Source organism: Desulfobulbus oralis, from assembly GCF_002952055.1.
In the GTDB taxonomy this organism is placed as follows: Bacteria; Desulfobacterota; Desulfobulbia; order Desulfobulbales; family Desulfobulbaceae; genus Desulfobulbus; species Desulfobulbus oralis.
Window position 1 is genome coordinate 1456226 of the sequence record NZ_CP021255.1, and the last position, 17235, is coordinate 1473460.

The following is a 17235-nucleotide window of genomic DNA, read 5'->3' on the forward strand; positions in this document are numbered from 1 at the left end:
AGCTCCACGAACAGGGCCGCATGGCGATGCCGTGCGGCCCTTTCCTTTGCCCGGCAAAATGATCAGGAGCGGATTTTTCCGAAGGGCGGATCGGGCAGGAAGCTCTTCCTGACCGCGGCTGGTGTGCAGGCCTTCCCGGAACCTGCGCAGGCTGCACGGAAAGTCTGGCGGCGCAAGAACCCGCCTGCGACCCCGGGCGCAGCCCTCCTTCAACTGACCCGAAACACCTCTTCCAGCGTGGTCAGGCCGGCCAGCACCTTGGCGATGCCGTCGCTGCGCAGGGTACGCATGCCGGTCTCGTCTGCGCGTTCCAGAGCCGCGGCCCGGATGGCGCCGGCCTCGGAGGTCCTGAGCAGCAGGTTTTTCAGGGCAGGGCTCAGGCGCATCAGCTCGAAGACCCCGATCCGGCCCCGGTAGCCGGTATGCAGGCAGGCCGGGCAACCCCGGCCACGATAAAAGACCCGGCCTTCGGCGTCCTCCGGCAGGCCGGCCAGACGCAGCAGTTCCGGCCCGGGCCGGTAGGCTTCCCGGCAGTCCGGGCAGATGCGGCGCACCAGGCGCTGGGCCATGATGGCCTGCACCGAAGAGGCCACCAGGAAGGGTTCCACGCCCATGTCGATCAGCCGGGTCACGGCGCTGGCCGCGTCGTTGGTGTGCAGGGTGGAAAACACGAGGTGCCCGGTCAGGGCCGACTGAATGGCGATCTGCGCGGTTTCCTGGTCCCGGATCTCGCCCACCAGGATCACGTCCGGATCCTGGCGCACGATGGTGCGCAGGCCGTCGGCAAAGCTCAGCCCAATGCGGCTGTTGACCTGCATTTGGCTGATGCCGTCAATCTGGTATTCGATCGGATCTTCGATGGTGATGATATTGATGTCCGGCGTGTTGATGGTGTGCAGTGCGGAATAGAGCGTGGTGGTCTTGCCGCTGCCGGTCGGTCCGGTCACCAGGATGATGCCGCCCGGCGCGGCGATCAGCCGGCGGAAATGGCGGAAGTCCGCCTCGGCGAGACCCAGCTTGGCCAGGGGCAAGAGGGTGTTGGCCTTGTCCAGCAGCCGCATGACCAGCCGCTCGCCAAAGGCTGTGGGCAGGGTGGAAACCCGGATGTCCACATTGCGGTGGGCAATGCGGATTTCGATGCGGCCGTCCTGGGGCAGGCGCTTTTCGGCGATATCCATGCCGGCCATGATTTTCACCCGGGAGATCAGCCTGGCCTGGGCATGGCGGGGCGGCTCGTACATGTCGTAGAGGATGCCGTCCACCCGTTTGCGGATGCGCACCCGGTCGCGGCAGGGCTCGATGTGAATGTCGCTGGCCCCTTCCCGCACCGCCTGGGACAGTACCAGATTCACCAGCCGGATGACCGGGGTGTCGCTGGTATCGTCCAAAAGATCCGTGCTCTCTTCGATGGCGGAGAGAATGCCGGCCGGGTCTTCCTCGTCCATATCCTGCATGACCTGACTGGCCAACTGGGGCCGGGTCTGGTCCGAGGCATTGGCAAGGGCCCGCTGAATCTCGGCCTCCGGCACAATCACCCAGGGCATGCCGTCCCAGTCCAGCAGCCGGGCGAGTTCATCGGCCTGCTGAAAGAAGGCGGGATCGGCCAGGGCCAGGAAAGAACGCGTTGGGGTGGCTACGGGCAGCAGCCGGTATTTTTTCAGTTGGGCCAGGCCAAGCTTGCCCACGAAAAAGGGGCTGATATCGTCCGGCACCCTGGCCAGGCTTTCACAGCCGAACTGCTGCGCCAGCGCGGCGGCGAGCTTTTCCGGGCTGAGCGCCCCCTGATGCAGCAGGATGGCGCCCAGGCGCGGGGGCGCTGTCTCGCCCCTGGCCGCCGCTTCCGCCTGAGTGCGCAGGGCCGCGGTCACGGCAGCGGGGGCCACGCCAAAAGAACGCTGCAGGATTTCGCCCAGTTTGGGCGCTGTCAGCCCCTGTGCTGCTGCAGGCATGTCAGCGGCTCCGCCGGGCCTGTAGCCCCTTCAGGTGCAGGGCTGCGGCGTTGCGCAGCTCCAGCGCCGTCTGCACCGCAGGCCCCTCTGCCGCAGCCTCCGGCAGCGGCAGGGCCAGTGCCTGTTCAAAGCGGGCCAGGGCTTCCTGCCTCCGGTCCTCCTGCTCCAGCAAAAGGCCCAGGTGCACCAGGGCTGCCAGATTGTCGCCATCGGCCTCGAGCGCGGCCAGCAGATAGCGGCGGGCCATGGCCAAACGGCCTTCCCGCAGTTTGGCCGCACCCAGGTCGGCCAGCACCGAGGCATCCGTGCCGGCCGGCCGGCGGCGCAGAAAGCGGTCGGCCGCGTCGCCTGGCTCCCGGTGCGCCTCCTCGGCCTGGGCGCGTTTTTCCGCAAAGACCCGTTCCGCCTCTTCCGCGCTCTGCAGAATGTGCGGGGTGATAAAAATGAAGAGATTGGTTTTCTTTTCCGCCTTGCCCCGGCTCTTGAAGAGCCAGCCCAGGATGGGAATATCGCCCAGCCCCGGCACCTTGTATTCGCCATTTGAGCTGTCCTGACCGATCATGCCGCCAATCACCACGGTCTGCTCGTTCTGGACCACCACGGTGGTGTCGGCCGTGCGGGTGGTCGTGGTGGGATTGCCGTTGTTCAGTTCCTTCAGCTTGATGACCTGCACGCCGATGTCCATGCGCACGGCGTCCGTCTGATTGATCTGCGGCGTAATCTCCAGCGTGGTCGCCACGTCCTTGTATTCGTAGTTGGTATAGTCCCGCTGTGCCTCGGTGGTGTTCTTGCTGACAATGTAGGGCACGTTCTCGCCCACCTTGATGGCCGCCTTTTTGTTGTCTGTCGCCAGGATCTGCGGGGTGGCGATGATGTTGATGTCCTCGTCGTTCTTGTAGGCGTTCAGCACCGCGCCCAGATTGGGAAAGGTAATGCCTCCGATTTCAATGCCCTCTTTCAGAACGCCCAGGGTAAAGCCGGCGGGCAGCGTCGCCTTGCCGGCATTCATGCCGTTGATGATGTCGTAGGGCTTGTCCGCATTGCCGCTGAACCCGGTATAGAGCCGGCCCTTTTTGTCGGCAAAGGTGCCGGCCCCGCCCCACTGCACGCCGATATTGAAATCCTTGTCCGCCTGCACCTCCATGATCAGGGCCTCCAGATAGATCATGCGGCGGGGCACGTCGAGCTGGCGCACAATGGCGGCCACCGCCTCGAATTCCTCACGCGGGCCGTTGATCACGAGCGCATTGGTTTCGGTGTCGGCCACGATGTTGATGTCCCTGGTCAGGACCGGCCGGCGCAGATTCTTGTCCGCGTCCGCAGCGCCCGAGGCGGCCGCTTCCTCCCGGGGCAGATCCATCAGCACCTTGGCCAGCTCTTCGGCCCGGGCATGCTGCAGCGGCAAAACCTGCACCTGCTCGGGCCGTGTGCCGGCATCCACATCCAGTTTTTTGACGGCCGCGCGAATCCGGTCCAACTGGGCGGGCGGGGCCGAGACCACCAGCGCGTTGGCGCGGTCGTAGGGCAGAATCCGGATCGGGCTGGAGAGCTTACCCTGCTTCGCATTGCCGGAAAAGAGCTGGTCCACCACCTTGGCCGCGCTGGTGGCAGAGGCGTGCTGCAGAGGTATGATGACCAGCTCCTCGTTTTTGGCCGGCACGTCCACGGAGCGGATGATTTCCAGCAGTCTTGCGATATTTGACTGATAGTCCGTGATGGTGATGATGCCCGAATCCGCGTGGGCCACCATGACCGCCGTTTTGGGCACGAGCGGGCTCAGCATGGCGCGCACCTCTTCCGCGCCGGCGTAGTTGAGCTGCACGATGCGCGTGATGATGCGATCTTCCGGGCTGAGCGCCCCGCTGCGCACCGTGGCGACGTTTTTCGCGCGCGCCTGCAGGGAGGGCACGATTTTGACCACCGAGCCGCTGGGCACGGCCGCATAACCGTTGACCTCCAGAACCGACTCGAAGATGCGGTAGGCCTCGTCCGTCGATACCCCGCTTGGCGAGATGATGCTCACCCGGCCCCTGACCTCCCGATCCACGACAAAATTGGTGCCGGTCAGCTCGCTGATGTACTTGATGAAGACATTGATGTCCACATCGTTGAAATCCATGGTCACCTGTCCGCCGCCGGACTGGGCGGGCGGCGCGGCCGGAAGGGGGGAGGGCAGGAAGAGCAGGGCGGCCAGGAGTGCGAAGACAAATTTCTGCATGATTAAAAGTTCTTGTGAGATTTCAATGTATTCATGGGTCAGGCTTGCCTTCACTGTTCCGGGCCTTCCCAGGGTACTTCCAGCCGCCGCAGGGCATCCGCCCCGGTGCGTACCGGCACGCCGTCCCTTGTCCTGGCCGGCTCCTGCGGCGTGGAAGCGCCGGTATTGACCCGGCGGCCAGGCAGGCTTTGCGGCACAATGCGGCCCGATTCCGAGCGGAGATCCGAGAGGGAAAGGGGGGCCCTGGTCGCGCCTTCGTCCGCGGCGCCGGTGCTGCCCTCTGCCGCGGCCACCGGGCCGGCCGGCCGGCTGTCCGTATTTTCCCGCTCCTTCAGCAGCAGAAACTCCGGCCCCCCGCTGGCCGCCAGCTCCACCCGGCCCCGTTCGATGCCCACGATCTTTGCGCCCTGCACCTGGTCGCCGATGCGGTAGAGCCGCTCCCGGCCCTCCGGGCCGCTTTTGATGATGGCCCGCGCCGCAGCCCCCCTGCCCGTGACCGTGCCCAGAAGCTGCACCGGGCCCTTTTCGGCGGCCACCGTGCTCAGGCGAAAATCCCGGCCCTCTGCCGCGCCCTCGAGGGCCGCGGCAAAGAGGTTGCGGCCCACAACGCTCTTGAGGGCCGCCTCGTGGGTCAAAAGCCCGCCCTGGTCCGGAGCCGCGCCGGCATCCAGGGACTGTGCCGTGCCGCCCGGGCCCAGCACGGCATCCACCCGGCCTTCCAGCCAGCGATAGGCGAAATGCACCGCTGCGTACAGCGCCAGCATGGCGAGCGCCAATTGCCAGATACGTTTTTTCATGGCGTTGTGCCCTGTGCCTCTGATTGCAGTGAAGCGGGAGCAGCCGGGGCCAGCTCCAGGGGGGAGAAGGCCAGGGCCGGATCGGCCAGTGTGCCGGAAAGCATCACGGCCAGCGGCCGGCTCCCGGCCTCCAGGCGCATGACCTGCCATTCCGGCTGCTCACGCACCCGGGCAAAGAGTTCCGGCCGGGCTTTGAGCTGGCCCTGCATGCTGATGCGACTGGCAGCAGCCGGCCAGGCCAGCGTCACGGCGCCGGCAAAGCTGCCCTGGCCCAAGGGGGACTCCAGGGTGCCACTGGTCAGGACGAGCCGCCGGCCGTCCTGCCGGAGCCGGGTCGAAATCCGGGCATAGGGCAGGACTTCGTGGCCCAGAACCGGGTGCCGGAGCGGAATCGCGCCGTCCTGCGCGCTCAGCCGGCCCTCGAGCGCGGACAGCAGCCCGCTGCGCATCTCGAATTGCGCCGCAAGCGTGCCGGAGAGCCGGCCCTTGAGTTCCCGACCGAGCATTCGGCCCAGCCAGGGCTGGCCGGCCAGATCGAGGCTCTGGACTTCGGCCGAGCAGCTCAGGGCGCTGTCCCCATGCGCGCTGGCCCTGCCCGTCACCGTGCCGCCGGCCAGCTCCGCGGCAAAGGCAAGCCGCCACTGCCGCCCCCTGAGGAACGAAGACCACTCCGGCTGCAGGCTCAGGCGTTCCACGCTCAAGTCGCCGCCGCCATGGCCCTGGGCCCTGATCTGCCGCAATTCCAGCCATCCCGGCCAGCGCCAGCGCGCGGCGCCCACCTGCCACTGCCACCTGGGCAGGGCCCGGTTCAGGGCCCGCTCCGGGAGCTGCCGCACAAAATCCTCAGGGAAGAGCCACCACGCAAAGAGCGCCGCCAGCGCCAGGAGCAGGAGACTGCCCGTCAGCACGCGGCCCAAGGTCCGCAGGAACGCCGCCCCGCTCATGGCCGCTTCTCTCCGCCCGGAGCGGCCACGGCCTGCACGCGCAGGCTGACGTCCAGGGGCTCGCCCTGTTTGCCGCTGCCCTGAATGACCATCCGCTCCACAGCCACCAGATTGTCCGGCGCATCCACCAGGTCCAGAAAGCGGCCCAACTGCGCCAGCCCGACGGCCTTGAGCTGCAGCTCGACCGTGCTCAGACCCGCTGCAGTCTCCGCCGCTTCCACCGGCTGCATGGCCTGCACGTGCGGCTTGATGCGGCTTGCGGCCGCGGCTTCCTCCAGAAAGGCGAAGAGACTGAAATCCTTTTTCCGCCGCCCGAGCTGGGCAGCCTGTTTCTGCTGCGCACCCGGGGCCAGATGACGCTGCAGCTCCTGCATTGCAGCAAGCTGCCGTTTTTGCGAGGCAATGCCGTTTTGCAGCCGCTGGGATTCGTCCCAGAGGGGCAGCAGCAGAAACTGCAGCAAGACAAAGGCCAGAACCACAATGGCGGCTGCGGCCACCGCCTTTCTTTCCCGGGTCGTCATGGCGCGCCTCCTGTCCGTTTCAGACTCAGTTCAAAGCGCACCGGGCTGTCTGCACTGCTTTTGTCCATGGTGGAGGAGAGGATGCGCACCTCGTGAAAGAGCGGTGAGGCGGCCAGCAGCGCGCGGATGCGTTCCACATCGCCGAAACTTTTGGTCTGTCCGCGCAGCAGGGCCCTGTCCGGGTCCAGCGTGAAACGCTGCACGGTGAGCTTGAGATCTTCGGGCAGGCGCTTCGACAGTTCGGCCAGCACGGTCAGCGCGGCCGGCCGGCCGGGAGCGAAGAGCGGCGAGGCGGCCGGCCCACCGGCCCTGAGCGCTGCCTGCATTTCCATATAGGGATCGTGCACCACCTGAACGGTCGGGAAGGCTGAGCGGTATATCCCTTCCATTTCGTCGTGCAGGCGGGCGCTTTGGGCTTTCAGACTCTGTACCCGGCCGGCCAGCAGCAGGCAGGCAAGACAGGCGGCCAGGGCCAGCGCCGCCGGGATCCGGCCCTTTTTGCCCCGCAGGCCTGGCCAGAATCCGCTTTTGGGGGCGAGTTCGCCGCGCCGGAAATTCAGGGAGGCAGGACTCTTCTGCTGCAGGGCCGCGAGCGCACAGGCCAGCGCCGCGTCAAAGTCCGGAGCCAGGGCCCGGCCTGCCAGCTCCGCCTGCCAGCGGCGCACCGGAATCTGCAGGGCCCTTTCCAGCTGGCCCGGCAGCTCCGCATCGCCGGCCAGGGGGCCGCAGAGCCAGAGGCCTGCCGGGGCACCTGCATCCGGCGCAGCTTGCTGACGAAACAGGCTCAGGCTCTGCCGGATGGCCAGCGTCAGTGCCGGGACGCAGGCCGCAGCAGTCCCGGCCGGTACGGACAGGGCCCGGCAGCAGGCCATGCGGCTGTTGTGCACAAGGGCCAGTTCCGCCGTTTCCGCAGCCAGGTGCAGCACCAGCGCGTCCGGCTCCGCCGCCCCGATCTGCGAGGCCAAAAGCGGCAGAGCCGGGCAGAGGCAATCCGGATCGCAGGCCTTCTGTGCCGGCGGCAGCAGGGCCTGCAGCAGCGTCTTGTCCGCGGCATAGGCCAGCAGTCTGGCGCCTGCTGGATCCGTGTCGATCAGATTGAAGGCGCCGATTGCCCGCTCCGCCGAGCCTGGCCTCAGCAGCAGCTCCTCCAGGGCCGAGGGCAGGGCCAGGGTCTGCTGTTTCGTATCCTGAAAGGGCAGACGCAGATTGTGCACGATCAGCAGCGCCAGCGGCAGGCCCAGCACGCAGGCGCAGCCCCGGCCCCGCCGGGGCAGGGCCGCCACGAGCCGCTCCAGCGCTGCCCCAAGCGCGTCAGCCCCGTGCCGGCCCGGCTCCAGCGGCAGCCGCGCCGTGGCCGTCGCCACGGGCCGTCGCCCACTCAGCTCCAGCACCACCGCGCTCAGTTCCCCCTCGCCCAGCGCTATGCCCAGACCTTGCCGCCTCTCCATGCCTTGTTATGCTCCATGCACCCCGGCGCCTGCGAAACAGGCGCGGCAATCTCCAAAGAAAAAGGGCAGATCCAGCTCATGCCGCTGCCAATTGTCGTCATAGCCCGGAAACCGGGCAAGTCTGTGCGTGCAGTACCCAGGGGGCGCCTGTCCGCATCGCTCCGGCAGGGCCGGAAAAGCCGCCCCTTGCCGATGTCCCGAAATGGCGAAGACGCGCCGTGCACGCTGGATACTGTTTTCGGCCCGGCTTGGCAAGGGCAAGTGACGGGCCAATTTTTGCCCGCATGCCCAATGCGGCCCCGGCAGGCCCCTAGTCAATCTGCCAGTGCCGCAGCACGGGCGCGCCCTGGTCGCGACGCTCGATCAGGCCGCTGCCCAGCCGCCGGAAACGGCCCTGCCAGGCCAGGACCTGTACCGCAAAAAAGCGGCTCTTCACCGTGAACAGCGGCATATCGCCACCCAGGTCGGCGGGCAGGCCCGGCACCAGGGCGAGCCAGCCCGGATCGGCCAGTGCGGCCAGGTTTTCCGGATCGCTGCGGAAGGCGCCGATGTTTCGCACATTGTCCATGCGCATCTCCGGCAGCAGGGCCAGGAGCACCGCTTCCGGCGCGGTGTTCGGGTTGAGCATCGCATCATCGCCCAGCACCGTGATGTAGGCCGCGATCCCCTCGTGCTCCGCATCTCCGTATAACAGCGCCCGGCTCATGCCCCGCACCAGGAGCAGCTCCTCCTCCGAGCGGATGGGGGCGTTCCGGGGCGCATAGGGTGGCTCCTGAGCCTGGTACCAGCCGTCCTCCGCGCCCAGCGGCCGCTCGGTCTGATCCCGATCCACCCAGTCGGCCAGGGCGTCCAGGAGCGGGTCAATCTCCTCGGGCTGGATGGCAAAGCGGCCAGAGGCCAGAAAACGCCGCCAGACTTTCCGGTAGCGTGCCCGTGCCTGCGCTTCGGCCTGGGCCCTGTCGGCGGCCCCGGCCTCCGGCGGCCGCTCGTCGGCTGTTTTGCCCAGGGCGTTGACCTGCAAGCGCCCGCTCAGATCGGCGATGCGTACCGTGAGTTTCGAGTCCCCGCCCGCAAGCGCCTGGATCCTGGTTTCATCCAGTCTGTTCCAGACATCGAAGAAGGAATCGAACTGGTTTTTCGACTGATCCATGAGGAGCGCGGCACGCGCCAGCTCCTGGCCGCCCAGGAGCAGGGCGTCCAGCCGCAGTTGCCGGGCCAGGCCAAAGGCCGCATCCGTCTGGCGGTTCACGCTCTGCATCAGTTGCAGGCTCAGGGCCGCCAGGAAGACCAGGGCCGCCAGCACCAGGACCAGCGCCATGCCCCGATTGCAGCCCCCCCTGGGCATGCCCAGGCGGCTCATGGCCTCTGCCCCGGCAGGCGGCGCTGTCTGGCCGGCGTCAGACCCACGGGCAGCGGTACGGTGGTGCTGTAGCTCCGGCTTTCCCGCTGCTCAGCATCCAGCCAGAAGGACAGCCGGATACGGAGCGCAGCCGGCACCTGGGCGTTGCCCTCCTGACCCGCGGCAGCCACGGCGGTGAAACGCCAGGGGCCGCCCTGCCGGTTCAGCGGCTCGAAGGCCACGGCACGCAGGCCCTCTGCCAGCACGAAAAAGGCCCTGTCCACAGCCTCGGGATCACCGGCCTCGCCCAGAAGCAGCGGCACATCGGCGCGCAGCAGTTTGAGCCTCCGGCTCCCGCCCGCCTCCCGTTCCACCCTGTAGGCGATCAGGGCCGGGCCGCGGTAGCCGGCCTCCGGCTCGAGGGGCAGGTGGCGGGCCGCAAACACCAGTGTGTCGCTCTGATCCTCGCCCAGGCGCTGGACTGCAGAGCTGCCTGCCTGAAAGGGCAGCGCGGGTTCAGGACAGGCGCCTGCCAGATCCTCGGCCAGCCGGGCCAGTGCGGTTTCGGCCTGCACCAGCACCCCGCTCTCCGCCGTGATGGCCTCAACCGCCCTGGTCGAGCCGCTTAGGGCCGTACCCAAAAGCGCCATGACCAGCGCCAGGAGGCTCATGGCAATCATGAGTTCCACCAGGGTGAAACCGCGGCATCCTGTGCAGCCCTTCATGGTGCGGTCTCCTGCGTTTCGCTGTCCGGATGCCGCATCAGGACGGTGCGGACGGTGAAGAGCGGCTGCCTGCCGCCACGCGGCCGTACCCGCAGCTCCACCAGCTTGAGCCAGCCTGCGCTGCCGGCCAGACCGCTCTCTTCGGGGCCGAGTTCATGTACCCCCTGTTCCCAGAGCAGATCCGGGCTCTCCGGACCGAAATCGCCCGCCTCGTCAGCCACCTGGTCAAAGGGCTGCAGGCGGCATGCCGTCAGTTTGTGCCGGGCGAGCAGCGCGGCCCGGGTCTGGAAACGGGCTTCGGCCGCCCGGTCCGCGTTTGTGGCCTGCACACTGAACAGGAGCAGGCAGCCCGCCGCCAGAATAGCCACGGCAAGCAGCAGCTCCATCAGGGCAAAGCCCCGGCTGTCAGCGGAACAGGTCGGCACGATGCACATCCACCGCGCCGGGCAGCAGCCTGACCCGGCCGAGAAAGGGGCTGGGCGCGAGCGTCAGCATTGCCCCGCCTGCGTCTTCCAGCGTGAGCAGGGCTGGCTGGACATAGCCCCTGGCGCTGATGAAGAGGCGCGGCGTTCCCCGGTCGCCGGCCGTTCTGGTGCGGATGCGCACCGCTCGCAGCCCTGCCGGGAGCAGGACCCGGCGGACCCGTTCCTGCGCCCCTGCCTGGGATTTCGCCGGTTCGGCGAGGAGCGCATGCTGGGTGGCATCATAGCGGAGCACCCAGGCGCGCTGCTCCTCGCGGGCGCGGCCGGCCGTTTCCTGCAGCAGCGCCATGCCGGCCCTCGCGCCCCGCTGCAGGGCATCGCCGCGCAGAAAGAGGCCGATTTTCGGCAGCGCCAGAGTGCTCAGCAGCGCCAGCAGCGCCAGCGTCACCAGCACTTCGATGAGGGTGAAGCCCCAGGCCCTATTGCAGTTCCCAGTTGTTGACGTCCGCATTCCTGCCCTCGCCGCCAGGCTGTCTGTCCGCGCCGTAGGAAATGAGGTCAAAGTCGTCGTGCAGACCCGGGCTGAGGTAGACGAAGTTCCCGCCCCAGGGGTCTTTCGGCACCTTGCCCCGCTCCAGATAGCCTCCTTGCCGCCACCTGTGGGCCTGCGGGCCGGCGACCGGCGGGGCGACCAGGGCCTGCAGACCCTGCTCGGTCGTGGGATACTGCCCGTTGTCCAGCCGGTAGAGTTTGAGCGCCTGCTCGAGGGCGCTCATCTGCACCATTGCCTGGGTGCGGCGCGCATCCTCGGGTCTGTCCATGATTCTGGGGACCACCAGCACGGCCAGGATGCTCAGAATCAGCATGACCACCATGACTTCGATGAGGGTGAAGCCGCGTGCGTTTTGATGAAAGGTCCGCAGCCGTGCGCGCAGCGGCAGCAGACACAGAACGAGGCCGATGCCGCAGGCCGGCGCCAGCCCCAGGTGCAGTGCGAGCCAGGCAAAGGCCAGGAGAGGCAGGAGCGCGAGCGCGCAGAGGAGCCGGAGCGCGGGCTGCTGTTCGATAAGCGCCGCCAGCGGTGGCGACAGGCGGTAGTACAGGCCGATCAAGGCCTGGCCCAGAGGCTTGGTGCTGAGCATGGTGTCCCTGAATTGTCGTAAGAGGATGACCGCCGGATGGCTGATGCTGCCAAAGGCGGCGGTGGCCAGAAAGCAGGCGTCTGCGGTGTGGAAACGGCGCTCCGGGCCGTAATGCGCAGCACCGTCTTCGGTAATCGCATAGGCCCGCACGTGGTAGAGGGTGCCGGGCTGCAGGCCGGAAAGCAGAACCTCGAAGGCGCCGGGGCCGCTGCCTGCAGCCACATGACCGCGCAAGGCGGTGGCCGGCGGCTGCGGCCCGTTGTCGGCCGCACTCACGCGCTCCAGCACGGGATGGGCAGCGGTGCTGAACACCAGGCCCCGTGCCCGTACCGCAGCCCCCAGTTCCGGCAGAATCTCGCCGCCGGAGCGGGCGCTACTGCGGGTAATGGCCAGGGGCTGCAGGGTGCGCAGGGCCGTACTCACCGTGCCGTTCTGATTGACAAAGGCATTGGTGTTGTACAGGCTGGCCGCCGCAAAGCGGGCCAGGGCCATGGACGTGAGCCGGCCCTGCGCCACGGTGCCGACTACCAGCACATTGCCCTCCGCATCCAGGGCCGCGGCATAACCCACGGCCTCGTCGCCGCCAAAGTCGAAGAGCGCCACCTTGGGCGGCTGAGGGCCCGGCTCTGCGGGCAGTTCGGCCGCAAAGACCGGCGTGGGTGCCAGCCAGCGCAGAAGGGCCAGAGCCTGACGGCATGGCCAGGGCAGGCGTTTTTGGGAGAGCGGGTCCTCCTCCGTGCTTTTGGCATCCGGCGCTGCGGTTTCCGGGCTCCCGGGCGCGTAGGGCGTCTCCGCCTCTTTGGGCGGCCTTGCGGCCGGCGCTGATCCGGCATGGCGGCGAAGCCTGGGTCGCCTTTTGGCCACCCCGCTCAGATGCGGGTATTTGCCCGGCGCCTCCAGTTGCGCCACCGGCAGAAAGGGCTCGTCCAGCGAGCCGTTGGCCGCCGCATAGGAGGCCACCAGAAAACGGCGCCTGCCGCCTTCTGTGGCAAAGCCGCTGGCCACCACCCCCCGGTCGCTCACCGCCACGTCAAAGAGCACGTCGTCTTCCGGGCTCGCCGGATGAATCGCCGCGCCCCGCAGCCCGAAATCCGGATCCAGCCGGCCATCCATAAAAAAACGGAACAGGGCCGTGTCCCGCCGGCCCGGCTCGCCCACGGCTCCGGCCACATAGACCAGCCCATCCTTGTCCGCAGCCAGCCGGTAGCCCTCGCTTGGAATCATGCCGTGGGGCATGGCCACGCCCTGGTCGCCAAAGTCTGTATCCAACAGGCCGTCCTTGTCCAGCGCCACCAGCATGAGCGACACCCGGTCGCCCCGGCGGAAGGTGCCGGAGAGCAGCAGGCCGCCATCTTCCCGCAGCAGCAGGCCCTCGGCCCGGGATTCGTCGCCCACGGTCACAAGGGTGATGCCCCGTTCGCCAAAAGCGGCGTCCAGCTCGCCCAGGGCATCGTAGCGGGCTGCTGCGGCCACGCTGCCGTTGGTGCCGCCCACATTGCCGGCTATCACGATTCGGTCGTCCGGGGTGATCGCCAGCGCCGTGATCTCGTCGTCCCCGCCGCCCACGGGCGTCACTGTAATGCCGTTCAGGCCGAAATCCCTGTCCAGCGTGCCGTCCGGGAAATAGCAGGCCAGGGCGAAGTCCCGTGACGCGCCGTTCGACGTGTAGCCGCCTGCCACGATGCGGCCATCCGAAAGCTGGCCCAGGGCAAGGGCCTCGTCGTCGCCCAGAGCGAGGGAGGTGATGAGGGCGCCCTCATGGTTGAAGCCGGTATCCAGCGTGCCGTCCGGATTGAAACGCAGCAGCGAAAAGTTCTTGGCCGCACCGGGATTGACCGAGCCGGCCACCACGATTCTGCCGTCCGGCTGCACCAGAACGGCATTGGCGCTGTTGCGACCGCCCAGCTCCACCGCGACCCGGCCGTCGCGGCCAAAGGCGGCGTCCAGGCTGGGCGCGGCCGGGGCCGGCGCGGTCCGGGCCAGGCTCAACAGAAGTATCAGACAAAGGAAACGAATAAACAGCAGCATACAGCAAAAGTGCCGGGCAGGTGCAGGCAATGCGGGCAAAACGGGAGGGCCTCTTCCCGCTGAAAAAACCCTTATACCATACTTGCCTCCAAATCTAAATACCCTGCAAAAAGGCAGGGGCATCAGGCGGCTGGCTATGTCGGCGTGCAGGCCGAGTCCGGCGCCATGACGGCCAGCGCGCTGTGCAGCCGCAGGGCCATTCTGGCGCCTGCCGCTAGGCCTGAAAGGGGGCCAGGGTGCCGTCGGCAAGCCGCAGACAGCGATCCATGGCCTCTGCCAGTTCGAGGTTATGGGTGACCATGATGACCGAAAGGCCCTGGCTGCGGCTCAGATCCTGCAAAAGCTGGAAGACCTTCTGCCCGCTCTCCGCATCCAGGTTGCCGGTGGGTTCGTCGGCCAGCAGCAGCGCCGGCTGCATCACCAGGGCCCTGGCCAAGGCGACCCGCTGCTGTTCGCCGCCGGAGAGTTCGCCGCTCCGGTGGTGCAGGCGTTCGCCCAGGCCGACCCGTTCCAGCAGTTCGCCGGCCCGGCTCCGGGTTGCCGTTGTCAGCTTCCCGGCGATGCGGGCAGGCATGAGGACGTTTTCCAGCGCGCTGAATTCCGGCAGGAGATGGTGGAACTGGAAGATGAAGCCGATTTCGCCGTTGCGGTGCCTGGCCAGACTCGTGCCGGACAGCGCCAGCAGATCCCTGCCCTTGAAGAGCAGGGTGCCGGAATCCGGCCGGTCGAGCGTGCCCAGAATCTGCAGCAGCGTGGTTTTGCCCGAGCCGGAAGCGCCGACGATGGCGCAGGACTCCTGCGGCGCCATGACAAAGTCCAGGCCGTCCAGAACGGCAAGCCGTCTGTCGCCGCTCTGATAGCTCTTGCAGAGCGCCTGCGCGGTCAAAAGCGGTGTTGCCTCACTCATAGCTCAGGGCCTCTGCAGGTTGAACCCCGGCTGCCTTGCGCGAGGGGTACAGGGTGGCCAGCAGGGTGATCACCAGGGCCGACACGGCGATCAGGGTCACATCCGCGGGCACCACCTTGATCGGAATCGTGGACATGGGGTAGACGTTGGCCGGCAGTTCGATGATTTTGCAGGTCTTCAGAATGCGGCAGAGGCCGAGGCCGCTGAACACGCCCAGAATGGTGCCGGTCACGCCGATAACCAGGCCCTGGTACAGGAAGATGCGCATGATGGCGCTGGTGGTCGCGCCCATGGATTTGAGGATCGCGATGTCCCGGTTTTTTTCCATCACCAGCATGATGAGCGCGCTGATGATGTTCAGGGCTGCGACCAGGATGATCAGGTCAAGGGCAATGAAGATGCCCAGCTTTTCCAGCTTGAGCGCGGCAAAGAGGTTTTGGTTGAGCTGCATCCAGTCGCGCACCACATAGGAGCTGCCCAGCCGCTGGCCGATGGCTGCGGCTACGGCGTCCGCTCGCTCCACGTCCTGCACCCGCACCTCGATGGCGTGCACCGCTTCCGGCTCCAGCCCGGCCAGACTGCGGGCCAGATCCAGGCCCAGATAGCCTGCGTTGGCGTCGTATTCGTACATGCCGGTGGCGAAGATCCCGCTCACCGAGGCCACCCGCAGCTTGGGCAGCACGCCCATGGGCGTGAGCGGGCCGTTCGGGGCCAGCAGTTGCACCCGGTCGCCGGGCAGCACCTGCAGCGTGCGCGCCAGATCGCTGCCCAGGACGATCGTGGGCGGCTGCTCCTGATTCAGACTCTCCAGGGCACCGCTTTTCATCTTTTCGCCGATGGCAACGACCTTTTGGTTGCTTTCCGGGTCAATGCCGTGCAGCACCACGCCGCTCGAGGTGGCGTTCGAGGTGATCAGGGCCTGGGTGTAGATGACCGGCGTTTGCGCCACCACTCCGGGCGTGGCCGCCACTGCGGCCATCAGCTCCCGGGGCTGCCTGATCGCGCCGGCATAGCTCTGCACGATAACGTGGGAGTTGATGCCGATGATCTGGTCGCGCAGACCTTCGGTGAAGCCGGTATAGACTGCGAGCACCACAATCAGCGCCATCACGCCCACAGCCACGCCCAGAATGGAGATGAGCGTGATCAGCGAGATGAACTTCTGCTTGCGCTTGGCCCGCAGGTAGCGCAGGCTGACAAACCAGGCAAAGGCAGGCATGGGCTATTCCGCGCTTTCCGGTTTGAGCAGGGGGAAAAGAATCACGTCGCGGATGGAGGCCGAATCGGTCAGGAGCATCACCAGGCGGTCGATGCCGATGCCCTCGCCCCCGGCGGGGGGCATGCCGTATTCCAGCGCGCGGATATAGTCCCTGTCCAGCACCGGGTGGATCTCCTCGTCGTCGCCGCGCCCGTCGATCTGCTGCTGGAAGCGCGCCTCCTGATCGATGGGGTCGTTCAGTTCGGAAAAGGCGTTGGCGATCTCCCGGCCCGTGATGAAGAGTTCGAAGCGGTCGGTGAGTTCCGGGTTCTCCTCGTTGCGCCGGGCCAGAGGCGAGATCTCGGTCGGGTACGAGGTGACAAAGGTCGGGTCGATGAGTTGCTCTTCCACCAGGAGCTCGAACAGTTCGGCCTTGGCCTTGCCCGGCCCGGCTTCGGGCTGGAACTTGACGCCCCTTGATTCCGCCAGCCGCATCAGGCCCGGCCCATCGTGCAGAAGGGCCGGATCCAGGCCGCCCACCTGCACCAGGGCCTCGTCCATGCTGAGCCGCCGCCAGGGCGGGGCCAGATTGACCTTTTGCCCCTGATAGGTGATGCTGGTCGAGCCGCAAACCTTTTCCGCGAGTTCCGAAATCAGGGCCTCGGTCAGGTCCATCATGTCGTGGTAGGTGGCAAAGGCCTGATAAAATTCCATCATGGTGAATTCCGGATTGTGCCGGGTGTCTATGCCCTCGTTTCTGAAATTGCGGTTGATTTCAAAGACGCGGTCAAAGCCGCCCACCAAAAGCCGCTTCAGATACAGCTCGGGCGCGATGCGCAGGTAGAGATCCATGCCCAGGGCATTGTGGTGGGTCTGGAATGGTCTGGCGTTGGCACCGCCGGGCACGGCCTGCATCATCGGCGTTTCCGCTTCGAGAAAGCCGCGGCTGCGCATGAATTCGCGGATCAGGCGGATGATTTCGACCCGCTTGCGGAAGGTGGCGGCCACCTCCGGGTTGACGATCATGTCCAGATAACGCTGGCGGTAGCGGGTTTCGACATCGGTGAGCCCGTGGAATTTTTCCGGCAGCGGCCTAAGCGATTTGGTGACCATTTCAAGCCGGGATGCTTCCAGGGAGAGTTCGCCGGTCCTGGTTTTGAAGAGCTGGCCTTCGGCGCCCACGATATCGCCCACGTCCCACTTTTTGAAATGCTCATAGGCGGTCTCGCCCACCAGATCGCGGCGGGCATAGATCTGCATTTCACCGCTTGCGTCGCGCAGATGAAAGAAGGCCGCCTTGCCGAAACGGCGCAGGCTCATGATGCGGCCGGCCACACGGTATGTGGTGCCTGCCGGGTCGTGCTCCTCGGCCGCAAGTTGTTCGCCCTGTGGCAGGATTTCCGCAAGATGCTGCGGGGCTTTGAAACGGTTGCCGTAGAGGGCCACGCCCTCGGCGGCCAGGGCAGCCGCCTTGTCACGGCGCAGGGCAAGGAGAGTGTTGGGATTTTCCATGAAGAGCGGTGTAGCTTGAGGGTGAATGGTTTCAACCTGTTCCGTCCCGGGTGCGGGGCAGGGGTGGGCAGCCTGCGGGCTGGCC

At 66.9% G+C, this 17235-nt stretch carries 14 protein-coding genes; all 14 read right to left on the bottom strand.

Annotated elements, in window-relative coordinates:
• Positions 1 to 209: 209 nt before the first annotated feature.
• The 14 genes from gspE to lysS all read right to left on the bottom strand — a co-directional run bounded on the left by gspE (position 210) and on the right by lysS (position 17150).
• The gene (gene gspE, locus CAY53_RS06420) at positions 210 to 1949 is read right to left on the bottom strand and encodes a type II secretion system ATPase GspE (RefSeq protein ID WP_104936430.1); all 1740 of its coding nucleotides are present in this window, start codon (positions 1947 to 1949) and stop codon (positions 210 to 212) included.
• 1 nt (position 1950) lies between these two features.
• On the bottom strand, positions 1951 to 4167 hold the full coding sequence (gene gspD / locus CAY53_RS06425; RefSeq protein ID WP_146106434.1) for a type II secretion system secretin GspD: 2217 nt from the start codon (positions 4165 to 4167) through the stop codon (positions 1951 to 1953).
• A 50-nt stretch (positions 4168 to 4217) separates the two neighbouring features.
• The gene (locus CAY53_RS06430; protein ID WP_181040201.1) at positions 4218 to 4964 is read right to left on the bottom strand and encodes a type II secretion system protein N; all 747 of its coding nucleotides are present in this window, start codon (positions 4962 to 4964) and stop codon (positions 4218 to 4220) included.
• On the bottom strand, positions 4961 to 5908 hold the full coding sequence (gspN, locus tag CAY53_RS06435) for a type II secretion system protein GspN (protein ID WP_104936433.1): 948 nt from the start codon (positions 5906 to 5908) through the stop codon (positions 4961 to 4963). The genes CAY53_RS06430 and gspN overlap by 4 nt, the downstream gene beginning before the upstream one ends.
• The gene (gene gspM, locus CAY53_RS06440; protein WP_104936434.1) at positions 5905 to 6429 is read right to left on the bottom strand and encodes a type II secretion system protein GspM; all 525 of its coding nucleotides are present in this window, start codon (positions 6427 to 6429) and stop codon (positions 5905 to 5907) included. The genes gspN and gspM overlap by 4 nt, the downstream gene beginning before the upstream one ends.
• Positions 6426 to 7877 carry a PilN domain-containing protein gene (locus tag CAY53_RS06445; RefSeq protein WP_104936435.1) on the bottom strand — a complete coding sequence of 484 codons (1452 nt, stop codon included), beginning with the start codon at positions 7875 to 7877 and terminating at the stop codon, positions 6426 to 6428. Before CAY53_RS06445 ends, gspM begins: the two co-directional genes overlap by 4 nt.
• A 310-nt stretch (positions 7878 to 8187) precedes the next feature.
• Positions 8188 to 9237 (bottom strand): type II secretion system minor pseudopilin, encoded by a 1050-nt coding sequence (locus CAY53_RS06450; RefSeq protein WP_104936436.1) that lies wholly within the window; start codon positions 9235 to 9237, stop codon positions 8188 to 8190.
• Positions 9234 to 9941 carry a PulJ/GspJ family protein gene (locus CAY53_RS06455; protein ID WP_104936437.1) on the bottom strand — a complete coding sequence of 236 codons (708 nt, stop codon included), beginning with the start codon at positions 9939 to 9941 and terminating at the stop codon, positions 9234 to 9236. The genes CAY53_RS06450 and CAY53_RS06455 overlap by 4 nt, the downstream gene beginning before the upstream one ends.
• The gene (locus CAY53_RS06460; RefSeq protein WP_181040202.1) at positions 9938 to 10366 is read right to left on the bottom strand and encodes a prepilin-type N-terminal cleavage/methylation domain-containing protein; all 429 of its coding nucleotides are present in this window, start codon (positions 10364 to 10366) and stop codon (positions 9938 to 9940) included. Before CAY53_RS06460 ends, CAY53_RS06455 begins: the two co-directional genes overlap by 4 nt.
• On the bottom strand, positions 10347 to 10874 hold the full coding sequence (locus CAY53_RS06465; RefSeq protein WP_104936439.1) for a prepilin-type N-terminal cleavage/methylation domain-containing protein: 528 nt from the start codon (positions 10872 to 10874) through the stop codon (positions 10347 to 10349). The genes CAY53_RS06460 and CAY53_RS06465 overlap by 20 nt, the downstream gene beginning before the upstream one ends.
• Positions 10843 to 13494 carry a type II secretion system major pseudopilin GspG gene (gspG, locus tag CAY53_RS13745; protein WP_181040203.1) on the bottom strand — a complete coding sequence of 884 codons (2652 nt, stop codon included), beginning with the start codon at positions 13492 to 13494 and terminating at the stop codon, positions 10843 to 10845. Before gspG ends, CAY53_RS06465 begins: the two co-directional genes overlap by 32 nt.
• A 253-nt stretch (positions 13495 to 13747) precedes the next feature.
• Complete coding sequence (locus CAY53_RS06475; protein ID WP_104936441.1) at positions 13748 to 14440, bottom strand: ABC transporter ATP-binding protein; 693 nt, start codon at positions 14438 to 14440, stop codon at positions 13748 to 13750.
• The gene (locus tag CAY53_RS06480; protein WP_104936442.1) at positions 14433 to 15659 is read right to left on the bottom strand and encodes a lipoprotein-releasing ABC transporter permease subunit; all 1227 of its coding nucleotides are present in this window, start codon (positions 15657 to 15659) and stop codon (positions 14433 to 14435) included. Before CAY53_RS06480 ends, CAY53_RS06475 begins: the two co-directional genes overlap by 8 nt.
• A 3-nt stretch (positions 15660 to 15662) precedes the next feature.
• Positions 15663 to 17150, bottom strand: coding sequence for a lysine--tRNA ligase (lysS, locus tag CAY53_RS06485; RefSeq protein WP_104936443.1), 1488 nt, complete (start codon positions 17148 to 17150; stop codon positions 15663 to 15665).
• Positions 17151 to 17235 lie beyond the last annotated feature (85 nt).

What these genes read in the sequence shown, in the direction of transcription:
- lysS (WP_104936443.1), bottom strand. Translation starts at nt 17,150, where the DNA reads ATGGAAAATCCCAACACTCTCCTTGCCCTGCGCCGTGACAAGGCGGCT.
- CAY53_RS06445 (WP_104936435.1), bottom strand. Translation starts at nt 7,877, where the DNA reads ATGGAGAGGCGGCAAGGTCTGGGCATAGCGCTGGGCGAGGGGGAACTG.
- CAY53_RS06450 (WP_104936436.1), bottom strand. Translation starts at nt 9,237, where the DNA reads ATGAGCCGCCTGGGCATGCCCAGGGGGGGCTGCAATCGGGGCATGGCG.
- gspE (WP_104936430.1), bottom strand. Translation starts at nt 1,949, where the DNA reads ATGCCTGCAGCAGCACAGGGGCTGACAGCGCCCAAACTGGGCGAAATC.
- gspN (WP_104936433.1), bottom strand. Translation starts at nt 5,908, where the DNA reads ATGAGCGGGGCGGCGTTCCTGCGGACCTTGGGCCGCGTGCTGACGGGC.
- gspD (WP_146106434.1), bottom strand. Translation starts at nt 4,167, where the DNA reads ATGCAGAAATTTGTCTTCGCACTCCTGGCCGCCCTGCTCTTCCTGCCC.
- gspM (WP_104936434.1), bottom strand. Translation starts at nt 6,429, where the DNA reads ATGACGACCCGGGAAAGAAAGGCGGTGGCCGCAGCCGCCATTGTGGTT.
- CAY53_RS06465 (WP_104936439.1), bottom strand. Translation starts at nt 10,874, where the DNA reads ATGCGGACGTCAACAACTGGGAACTGCAATAGGGCCTGGGGCTTCACC.
- CAY53_RS06430 (WP_181040201.1), bottom strand. Translation starts at nt 4,964, where the DNA reads ATGAAAAAACGTATCTGGCAATTGGCGCTCGCCATGCTGGCGCTGTAC.
- CAY53_RS06455 (WP_104936437.1), bottom strand. Translation starts at nt 9,941, where the DNA reads ATGAAGGGCTGCACAGGATGCCGCGGTTTCACCCTGGTGGAACTCATG.
- CAY53_RS06475 (WP_104936441.1), bottom strand. Translation starts at nt 14,440, where the DNA reads ATGAGTGAGGCAACACCGCTTTTGACCGCGCAGGCGCTCTGCAAGAGC.
- CAY53_RS06480 (WP_104936442.1), bottom strand. Translation starts at nt 15,659, where the DNA reads ATGCCTGCCTTTGCCTGGTTTGTCAGCCTGCGCTACCTGCGGGCCAAG.